The sequence below is a fragment of the Streptomyces sp. ATLC9 genome (assembly GCF_057196705.1).
The window spans coordinates 1-9,232 of sequence record NZ_JBXUOY010000213.1 but is presented as its reverse complement, the minus strand read 5'-3'; the positions used below and the strand labels follow the sequence as shown (position 1 = coordinate 9,232).

Below are 9,232 nucleotides of genomic sequence, written 5' to 3'. Positions count from 1 at the left end.
GGGGCATCAACATATCTGGCGTTGACTTTTGGCACGCTGTTGAGTTCTCAAGGAACGGACGCTTCCTTCGGCACCCCTCCCGGGGCCCCTCCGGGCGCTTCCCTTCGGTGTGTTCGCCACCCTAGCGGACTTTTCCGGCGACTCATAATCGAGCCATTCGGATCGGTTTCCCGTAGCGTTTGAGCGCAAAGGAAAGGACTCCCGAATCGGGGAAGTCCGTGTTTGGTGGTGTCCGCTCGGGCCTCTCTCACGCGACCTGTCCGGTCGCCGTGGATATCGTCCCGTTCCAGCGGCCTGGTCAACACTAGACCTCGGTCGGTCCAGCGTCAAGCCGCTCCCGACGGCGACATGGCTGATGCGCCCGGTACGGGCTGACCGAGGGGTCTCCGGTGACCCAGTAGCGCCACGGGTGGGGCGCTCTCGCCTCCACCGCAGGCATCGGCACCGTTGAGGACGCGGTCCACACCCGGGGCGGTGGCCGGACGGGCGGCCCCCTTGACCGGTTCGCTGTCGTTGCGTGCCTTCGGTCGCCGCCGCCGCGCGTGCTCATGGCCGGTCAGCACCTCGCCGGCGCGCAGCGGCACGCCGCCGGCCATGCCCGGCCCCTCACAGACCAGGCTCAGGCAGTGCCACATGCCGTAGGTGACGCGCCAAGCGTGTATGTCGTTGGCATCGGCAAGGCAACGACAAGCAGGAGACATGCAGTGCGAGCGATCATCCGCACCAGGCTCGGCCCCACCCCGAGGGGCGAAGAGTCCAAGGGCGGGAACCTGACACAACAAGTCGAGCCGATGGGTGGCTCACGTCTGTCGTCCGGCCTGAGTCGGCGCACGTCGGCAGTCGCTGGCCTGGCCGGGAACGCGTCACGCGCCGCGCTCGCGAGCGATCACCCGCCTCCTGGCCCGACTCTCCGCGCCGACTCACCGGCGGGCCGTGAGCAAGACGCACAGCGGCTCAGGCTCCGGCGGACGGCTTGGCTCTCGGGCTCAGTCGGTACGCCGAGACCGTCGGATCACCGGCGAGGTAGAACCGGTGTTGCCAGTCATGGGCCTTGCTCACGCCTACCCGAGGACCAACCTGGATGAGCGCGGCAGGTACCGACTCGCCCTCGGACAACATGACCGAGGTACCTGTCAGGAGGTCTGCGCCGTTGTGCTCCGCCGTGATGCCGAGTGCCTGGCAGACGTTCCCCGGACCTCGGGCAAGGCGTGGGCTCTCGACCTTCTCCCCTCGCCGCTTGCGTGCCAGGTCTTCCCCCTCGATGGCCCTGCCCGCCCGGATGAGGACGGCCGAGGCGATGCCGTCCGTCCCGGTGACGACGTTGGCGCACCAGTGGAGACCGTGGGACCGGTAGACGTACAGGTGTCCTGCGGGTCCGAACATGACGGCGTTACGAGGTGTCTGACCCCGGTAGGCATGGGAGGCTGGGTCAGCCGTACCCGAGTACGCCTCGGTCTCCGTGATGGCGATGCTCACGGTCCCCTCGGAGGTCTTGCAGGTGAGAACGCTCCCGAGCAGCCTGGGAGCGACCTCTTCAGCAGGATGGGCGAGGAGGCCAACGTTCATGCTGACCGCCTTGACATGCCGTAGGTGAAGCAGGCGTACGCGTGGCCGGGAGGGCCGAACATCACGGCGTTGCGCTCCGTCCGGCCCCGGTAGGCGCGCGGTCCCGGGCCGATACGGCCCGCGTACGCCCCGGCCTCCGTCAGACGGACCTCGGTCGGGCCGTCTTCGGTCATGCGGACCAGGACACGGCCGAGCAGGTCGGGGGCGGCCTCCAGAACGGGCCGGTCGAAGAAGGCGCGGGGCAGGGGCTTACGGTCGTGGTCGGCGCTCACGTCTGCCGAGCGTAGTGCAGCCATCGGGTAACGACTGTGGGCGGCGGCCCTGGTCGGCGGAACCGTCCGGCAGACTTCGGGCGTTCATAGGGATTGGCACGACACACAGGCCGGGGCCTGGGGGAGGAAGAACATGGGCTTCAAGAAGCTGTTCGCGAGTGTGGGCATCGGCGGCGCGTCGGTGGAGACGGTGCTGACCGAGCCGAACGTGGTTCCGGGCGGCGTGGTCCAGGGGGAGGTGCGGATCCAGGGCGGGTCGGTCACCCAGGAGATCCAGGGACTGTCGGTCGGTCTCCAGGCCCGCGTCGAGGTGGAGAGCGGGGAGGAGGAATACACCAGGAACGTCGAGTTCCACCGCATGCGGCTCGGTGGCGCCTTCGAGCTCCAGCCGGGCGCGGTGCACACGGTGCCCTTCGGGCTGGAGGTTCCGTGGGAGACTCCGATCACCATGTTCACGGGCCGCCACCTGACCGGGATGAACATCGGGGTGACGACGGAGCTGGCGATTGCCAAGGCGGTGGACTCCGGTGACCTCGACCCGGTGAACGTCCACCCGCTCCCCGCCCAGCAGGCGATCCTCGACGCCTTCGGGGCCCTCGGGTTCCGGTTCAAGAACGCGGACATGGAGCAGGGGCACATCCGCGGCACCCGGCAGAAGCTGCCCTTCTACCAGGAGATCGAGTTCCTGGCACCGCAGCAGTACCGGGGGCTGAGCCAGGTCGAGCTGAGCTTCGTCGCGGACGGGCACGGGATGGACGTCGTGCTGGAGATGGACAAGAAGGCCGGTCTGTTCAGCGAGGGCAGCGACACCTACCGCTCCTTCACCGTGGGCCTGTCGGACTTTCAGCAGACCGACTGGGCCGCCTACCTCAACCAGTGGCTGGCCGAGGTCGGCGGCCGGCGGAACTGGTTCTGAGAGGTCCGGGAGTCGGGTGCTCCTCGCGCAGGGCGCGGTCCGGTGTCGCACCGGGCCGCGCCCTGCGCCGTACGGCGGACCGGGATCGTTAGGCTGACCGGCGCAGCGATGTCACGCCGACGAGGAGGTTTCCCACGTGACCGAGCAGAAGCGGCGCCCGCTCCCCCACGACTTCCATCCCCCGGTGCCGTCGTTCACGGTCGTGAGCGACGACGTCTCGGAGGGCGCCCCGCTGAAGCCCGACCAGGTCCACGCCGAGGGCAACACCTCACCGCACCTGCGCTGGGAGGGATTCCCGGAGGAGACCAAGAGCTTCGCCGTCACCTGCTACGACCCCGATGCGCCGACCGGCAGCGGTTTCTGGCACTGGTCGGTGTTCGACATCCCCGCGACCGTGACGGAGCTGCCCGCGGGCGCCGGCACGGGCGGGATGACGGGGATGCCCCCGGAGGCGGTGCACGTCCGGAACGACTACGGCACCCGTGACTTCGGCGGGGCCGCGCCACCGCCCGGGGACGGCCCGCACCGCTATGTGTTCACCGTCTACGCCGTGGACACCGGGAAGCTGGGCGTGGAGGCGGACGCGTCACCCGCCGTGGTCGGTTTCAACCTGCGTTTCCACACGCTGGCTCGCGCGCGGCTGATCGGTGAGTACGAGGTGCCCGCCGAGGGCTGATCCCGGACTCCCCGCGGACCGGGAAGCCGGGAGTCGGAGGCCGGGGCCGTTCCGGCGGCCGGCCTCACCGTCGGGAGGGGACCCGCGCCTCACTGTCCACGAGTCGCGCCGTGGTGGCCGAGCGGCAGGCACCGCGGTGGCGGAGGCGGCGGGGCGCACTCGTGCCCCGCCGTCCGCCGGAACTCGGGAGCTCGGGAATTCCCGGAGCCTCCGGAGGGTGGGCGGCCTCGGCGGCCGCCCGCCTGTCCGCTCTCCCCTCGTCCCGTCGTCCGCGTGCCACCGTCCTCCCATCCCCCGTACACCGTGCGGAAATTGCGTTGTCCGCCCGGTCGGACAGGGGCACAGTGGTCCCACTCCGCCGCGGGGCGGGCCGGGAGGTGGGTGAGATGCGCGAGACGCTGGTGCTCAATGCCGGTTTCGAGCCGTTGTCGACGGTGTCGCTGCGGCGCGCGGTGGTGCTGGTGATGCAGGACAAGGCCGTGGTGGAGCAGTCTCATCCCGGGTTGCGTGTGCGGGCGGCACGGGTCGACCTTCCGGTACCGCAGGTGATCAGGCTCCGCAGATACGTGAGGGTTCCGTTCCGACAACGGGCGGCGTGGTCGCGGCGGGGCGTACTCGTACGGGACCGGCACCGGTGCGCCTACTGCGGGCGCCGGGCGACCACGGTGGACCACCTCGTGCCGCGTTCGCGCGGGGGCGGCGACACCTGGCTGAACACCGTTGCGGCGTGTGCGGAGGACAACCACCGCAAGGCCGACCGCACCCCCGCGCAGGCGGGCATGCGGCTGCTGACGCAGCCGTTCGAGCCGACGCCCGCGGACGCGCTCGTCCTCGCGCTGGGGCTGCGGGACGGTGAGGCGCCGCCGGAGTGGCTGGCCCTGCCCGCGTCCGCCTGAGGCTTCTCGCGGGCCGCCGCGGGCGGCGGCCGCTCCGGTCGGTTCAGTCCAGCACGAGCTGGACGATCGCCGCCGTGCCGACGGTCACGATGACCGCGCGCAGGGCGGTCGGCGGCAGTCCGCGTCCCAGTCGGGCGCCGAGCTGTCCGCCGACCGCCGAGCCGACCGCGATGAGCAGGACGGCGGTCCAGTCGAAGTCGGCGACGAAGAGGAAGAAGACCGCGGCGGCCCCGTTGACGATCGCGCCGAGGATGTTCTTGACGGCGTTGATCCGCTGGAGGTCGTCGTTGATGAGCAGGCCCATCAGGGCGAGGTAGACGACGCCCTGGGCGGCTCCGAAGTAGCCGCCGTACATGCTGGCCAGAGTCATGCCGCCGAGGAGCACGGGACCGCCGTGGGGATGGGCGGCGCCGCCGTCGCGCTCGCGGCGGCGGCGGATCGCGCGGGCCAGGCGCGGCTGGACGACGACGAGCACCAGTGCCAGTGCGATGAGGACCGGGACGATCATGTCGAAGGCCGCGGAGGGCAGCGTGATCAGCAGGGCGGCCCCGGCCACCGCCCCGACCAGGGCCGCGGCGCTCAGGCGCAGCACTCGGTCGCGCTGTCCGCGCAGTTCCCGGCGGTAGCCGATGGCGCCGCTGATGGAGCCGGGCACCAGGCCCAGTGCGTTGGAGACGTTGGCGGTGACGGGCGGGAGCCCGACCGCGAGCAGCACGGGGAAGGTGATCAGGGTCCCCGAGCCCACGATCGTGTTGATCGTACCCGCGCCTATGCCGGCGACGCAGACCGCCAGCGCCTCCCAGATGCTCACGCGCAACGCCCCTCAGCTGATCGGTGTCCGGTGCACCGATCATGCCCGAGGGGCGTGGTCGCGATGTATTCGGGTGCGGCGGGAGGGCGGGCGTGTCCTCAGTCGATCGGAGGCTGTTCCCGGCGCTTGCTCAGGTCGGAGCGGCCCGCGGCGGCGCCGGAGGGGTCCGCGGAGGGAGCGGGGGCCCCGGGGCCGAAGTTGCCCAGTGCGCCGCCGAGTCCCTTGAGGGCGTCCCCGATCTCGCTGGGCACGATCCACAGCTTGTTGGCGTCGCCTTCGGCGATCTTGGGGAGCATCTGCAGGTACTGGTAGGACAGCAGCTTCTGGTCCGGGTCCCCGGCGTGGATGGACTCGAAGACCGTGCGGATGGCCTGGGCCTCGCCCTCGGCGCGCAGTGCGGCGGCCTTGGCCTCGCCCTCGGCGCGCAGGATGGAGGACTGCTTCTCACCCTCGGCGGTGAGGATCTGCGACTGGCGCACGCCCTCGGCCTGGAGGATCGCGGCGCGCTTGTCGCGGTCGGCGCGCATCTGCTTCTCCATCGAGTCCTGGATGGAGGTCGGCGGCTCGATCGCCTTGAGCTCGACCCGGTTGACGCGGATGCCCCACTTGCCGGTGGCCTCGTCCAGGACGCCGCGCAGGGCCGCGTTGATCTCCTCACGGGAGGTGAGGGTGCGTTCCAGGTCCATGCCGCCGATGATGTTGCGCAGGGTGGTGACGGTGAGCTGCTCGATGGCCTGGATGTAGCTGGCGACCTCGTAGGTCGCGGCCCGCGCGTCGGTGACCTGGTAGTAGATGACCGTGTCGATGTTCACGACCAGATTGTCCTGGGTGATCACCGGCTGGGGCGGGAAGGGGACGACCTGCTCACGGAGGTCGACGCGGTTGCGGATGGTGTCGATGAACGGGACGACGATGTTGAGTCCGGCGTTCAGTGTCCGGGTGTAGCGGCCGAAGCGCTCCACGATCGCTGCGCTGGCCTGTGGAATGACCTGGATCGTCTTGATGAGTGCGATGAAGACCAGCACCACCAGGATGACCAGCACGATGATGATGGCGTCCATCGTGGCTCCCCCTGCGTTTCTAGGTTCTCACGCTGACCGGGCTGACCAGCGCGGCTGACTGCGCCGTCGGCGTCGCCGGCGGTTGTGTGACCGTGCGGTCACCGGCTATCACATCACGACGGCGGTCGCCCCGTCGATCTCCACCACGTCCACCTGGTCGCCCGGCTCGTAGGACGCGCTCGTGTCGAGGGCGCGCGCGGACCAGATCTCACCCGCGAGCTTGACGCGCCCTCCGGAGCCGTCGACCCGTTCGAGCACGACGGCCTGGCGGCCCGTCAGCGCGTCGACGCCGCTGCGGTGTCCGGGCCGCTGCGTCTGCATGCGTCTGGCGACGGGGCGCACGACGAGGACCAGCGCGGTGGAGACCACCACGAAGGCGACCACCTGGGCCGTCAGCCCTCCGCCGAGCGCCGCGACGGCCGCGGCCGTGACGGCACCCACCGCGAACATGCCGAACTCGGGCATGGCCGTGAGTACGAGCGGGATTCCGAGTCCTACGGCGGCGATCAGCCACCACACCCATGCGTCCACACCGCCATGGTAGGGCCCGGGTCAGCCGAGCGGGAGACCCTGCGCCGTCCAGCGGCCGCCGTTGTACTCCACGACCAGGGGGAGACCGAAGCAGCGCGAGAGGTTGGCGGAGGTCAGCTCCGTCTCGACCGGACCGGCGGTGAGCACCTTGCCCTGGCGAATCATCAGGACGTGGGTGAACCCCGGGGGGATCTCCTCGACGTGGTGGGTCACCATGATCATCGAGGGGGCGTACGGGTCGCGGGCGAGCCGTCCGAGCCGGCGCACCAGGTCCTCGCGGCCGCCGAGGTCGAGTCCGGCGGCCGGCTCGTCCAGGAGCAGCAGTTCGGGGTCGGCCATCATCGCGCGGGCGATCTGGGTGCGCTTGCGCTCCCCCTCGGAGAGGGTGCCGAACCTCCGCTCGAGGTACTCGTTCATCCCGAGGCGGTCGAGGAAGGCCAGGGCGCGCTGCTCGTCGACCGCGTCGTAGTCCTCGCGCCAGCCGGCGGTCATACCGTAGGCGGCGGTGAGGACGGTCTGGAGGACGGTCTGGTCGCGCGGGAGCTTCTCGGCGAGCGCGCTGCTGGCCATGCCGATGCGCGGGCGCAGTTCGAAGACGTCGACGGAGCCGAGCTTCTCGCCCAGGACGGTGGCGGTGCCGGAGGTCGGGAACAGGTAGCTGGACGCGATGTTGAGGAGGGTGGTCTTGCCGGCGCCGTTGGGGCCGAGGATGACCCAGCGATCCCCCTCCTTCACCGACCAGGAGACGCCCTCCACCAGAGCCCGACCCTCGCGGACCACGGATACGTCCACCAGCTCCAGTACATCGCTCATGGCGCGTTGTCTCCCATTGCAGTCGCGGCTGTCGCCTGTGCCTGTGGGCACAGTCCCCAGGGAAAACCTACGCCACCACTTCCGCGTGGCTGTCCTTAGGCTGGGGGCATGCTCGAAGAACCTCGTTCCGGGCGGCTGGCCGCCTGGGGAAATGCCCTGTTCGCCGGAGTGGTGTCGCCCGACGAGGCCGCTTCGCGCATCGTGGGCGACGACACGGTGCACCGCGTGGCGGGCCTGCCGGACGAGCCCGGTGAGGTGGGTCTCACCCTGGCGCTCGGCCGGTTGCGCGCCTCGGGCGTGGCGGGTCTGCGGCTGGCGCTGCCCGCGCCGGGGCACCCGCTGGGACTGAGCGGGCCGCCCGGGTTCAACGCCCGCGCCCTGGAGGCCGGTGAGGCGGTGGTCGGGACGGGGGCGGCGCTGGGGCTGGTGCCGCTGGTGCACGAGGCGGGCCCCGAGGGCGATGTGCACACCGAGGTGGTGTGGCACTGCCTGCCGGTGCGCGAGGCCCCGCCCGCGGACGTGCCGTCGCTCGGGGAGGCCGAACGGGAGCTGGCGGAGGCGCTGCGCGAGGCGACCGAGGTGCTGGCGCGGCTGGACGTGGCCGGATCCGGACCGGTGGCCGCGGCGGCGCTGGAGGCGTACCGGGCCCGGGCGGAGGCGGGCCGCACCCTGCTGGCGCCGGGCTATCCGCCGCGCGCGGTACGTGTCCTGGAGCTGGCGCAGCGGGTGGGCGCGCTGGTGGAGATCGCGGGCGGGCCGGACCACGGCGGTGCGGTGAGCGCGGGGGCGATGGCGGCGCGGAGCGAGGCGCTGCGGCCGGTGGAGCGTACGGCCAGGCGGGCTGTGGTGGCGGCGTACAACGCGTACGTGGAGGAGCGTGAGCGAGGCTGAGCCGGGGCCGGCCTCCCGGCCGGGTCCGGGAGGCCGGCCGTGCGGGGCGGGCGCGGGCGGAGCCGTCGGCCGCTCCCGCCCTCGCGCTCAGGCGTTGACGCAGGTGTTGCCGAAGGCCGGGTTCAGCAGGCCGATGACGTTGACGGTGTTGCCGCAGGCGTTGACCGGCACGTGCACGGGCACCTGGATCACGTTGCCCGAGCCGACGCCGGGCGAGTGGGCGGCGGCGCCCTGCGCGCCCGAGTCGGCCGAGGCCGCGCCCGCACCGGCGGCGACGAGTCCGCCGGCCACCATCGCGACGGCGGTGACCCTCCTGAGGTTCTTCACTTCTCGATCCTCCTTGCGTTCGCCGCGGCCGGTCGCCGCGGCACGCACTGGAGAACGGGCCGGGGCCGGGCACGACACGCGGCACCGGCCATGTCCACACGTTCGTATGAATTTAGGCACGGACGTCCGCCGGAGGGGGCACACGGCGGGCCGGACCGGCCGGGCGCGCGTCAGTCGGCCATCCCGTGCCGGACGGCCCACAGTGCCGCCTGGGTGGCGTACCCGGCGTCCAGCAGCTCGCGCGCGGAGGTCGTGATCGTCTGCAGGACGTCGCGGACCTCCAGGCGGCGGTTCATGGCGAGCAGGGCGGCGCTGACGGCCGCCAGCCCGGTTCTCGGGAGCATGCGGTCACGGTACCGGCGGGGGTTCGCGGGGCGGATCGGCCCGCCGCCCGGAAGGGCCCGGGCGGTGGTCGTGGGACCGGCGGCGGAGCTTCCCGCCCCGGTCGCCCGGGGCCCCCCCCCGGTTTTTC

General features: G+C 71.6%; 10 protein-coding genes and 3 pseudogenes. 4 read left to right on the top strand and 9 right to left on the bottom strand.

What is annotated here, in order from left to right; genetic code table 11:
* Nucleotides 1-304 precede the first annotated feature (304 nt).
* The 3 genes and pseudogenes from AC2CJA_RS19930 to AC2CJA_RS19920 all read right to left on the bottom strand — a co-directional run.
* Nucleotides 305-644: pseudogene (locus AC2CJA_RS19930) on the bottom strand (DNA-3-methyladenine glycosylase); the annotation flags it as partial.
* A gap of 310 nt (nt 645-954) precedes the next feature.
* Entirely contained in the window at nt 955-1,566 is a 612-nt protein-coding gene (locus AC2CJA_RS19925; RefSeq protein ID WP_484604055.1) for a DNA-3-methyladenine glycosylase, read from the bottom strand.
* Nucleotides 1,567-1,580: 14 nt separating this feature from the next.
* Nucleotides 1,581-1,838, bottom strand: a pseudogene (locus AC2CJA_RS19920) (DNA-3-methyladenine glycosylase); the annotation flags it as partial.
* 133 nt (nt 1,839-1,971) lie between these two features.
* Between AC2CJA_RS19920 and AC2CJA_RS19915 the strand changes: the two are divergent.
* The 3 genes from AC2CJA_RS19915 to AC2CJA_RS19905 all read left to right on the top strand — a co-directional run bounded on the left by AC2CJA_RS19915 (nt 1,972) and on the right by AC2CJA_RS19905 (nt 4,326).
* On the top strand, nt 1,972-2,754 hold the full coding sequence (locus tag AC2CJA_RS19915) for a sporulation protein (RefSeq protein WP_484604054.1): 783 nt from the start codon (nt 1,972-1,974) through the stop codon (nt 2,752-2,754).
* Between the two features lie 136 nt (nt 2,755-2,890).
* Entirely contained in the window at nt 2,891-3,430 is a 540-nt protein-coding gene (locus AC2CJA_RS19910; protein ID WP_484604053.1) for a YbhB/YbcL family Raf kinase inhibitor-like protein, read from the top strand.
* A gap of 386 nt (nt 3,431-3,816) precedes the next feature.
* Nucleotides 3,817-4,326, top strand: coding sequence for an HNH endonuclease (locus AC2CJA_RS19905; RefSeq protein ID WP_484604052.1), 510 nt, complete (start codon nt 3,817-3,819; stop codon nt 4,324-4,326).
* 43 nt (nt 4,327-4,369) lie between these two features.
* Here the strand turns inward: AC2CJA_RS19905 and AC2CJA_RS19900 are convergent, their stop codons facing one another.
* The 4 genes from AC2CJA_RS19900 to AC2CJA_RS19885 all read right to left on the bottom strand — a co-directional run bounded on the left by AC2CJA_RS19900 (nt 4,370) and on the right by AC2CJA_RS19885 (nt 7,542).
* Nucleotides 4,370-5,137 (bottom strand): sulfite exporter TauE/SafE family protein, encoded by a 768-nt coding sequence (locus AC2CJA_RS19900; RefSeq protein ID WP_484604051.1) that lies wholly within the window; start codon nt 5,135-5,137, stop codon nt 4,370-4,372.
* 98 nt (nt 5,138-5,235) lie between these two features.
* Complete coding sequence (locus tag AC2CJA_RS19895; protein WP_484604050.1) at nt 5,236-6,198, bottom strand: SPFH domain-containing protein; 963 nt, start codon at nt 6,196-6,198, stop codon at nt 5,236-5,238.
* 108 nt (nt 6,199-6,306) lie between these two features.
* Nucleotides 6,307-6,729, bottom strand: coding sequence for an NfeD family protein (locus AC2CJA_RS19890; RefSeq protein WP_484604049.1), 423 nt, complete (start codon nt 6,727-6,729; stop codon nt 6,307-6,309).
* A gap of 21 nt (nt 6,730-6,750) precedes the next feature.
* The gene (locus AC2CJA_RS19885; RefSeq protein ID WP_484604048.1) at nt 6,751-7,542 is read right to left on the bottom strand and encodes an ABC transporter ATP-binding protein; all 792 of its coding nucleotides are present in this window, start codon (nt 7,540-7,542) and stop codon (nt 6,751-6,753) included.
* Nucleotides 7,543-7,650: 108 nt separating this feature from the next.
* Here AC2CJA_RS19885 and AC2CJA_RS19880 point away from each other — a divergent pair, with 108 nt between their 5' ends.
* On the top strand, nt 7,651-8,433 hold the full coding sequence (locus tag AC2CJA_RS19880; RefSeq protein WP_484604047.1) for a hypothetical protein: 783 nt from the start codon (nt 7,651-7,653) through the stop codon (nt 8,431-8,433).
* 87 nt (nt 8,434-8,520) lie between these two features.
* On the opposite strand, the gene AC2CJA_RS19875 is transcribed toward AC2CJA_RS19880, so the two are convergent.
* Nucleotides 8,521-8,727: a chaplin gene (locus AC2CJA_RS19875; protein WP_484604056.1), complete on the bottom strand. Its 207-nt coding sequence runs from the start codon at nt 8,725-8,727 to the stop codon at nt 8,521-8,523.
* A 248-nt stretch (nt 8,728-8,975) separates the two neighbouring features.
* A pseudogene (locus AC2CJA_RS19870) lies at nt 8,976-9,104 on the bottom strand (diguanylate cyclase); the annotation flags it as partial.
* Nucleotides 9,105-9,232: the final 128 nt, after the last annotated feature.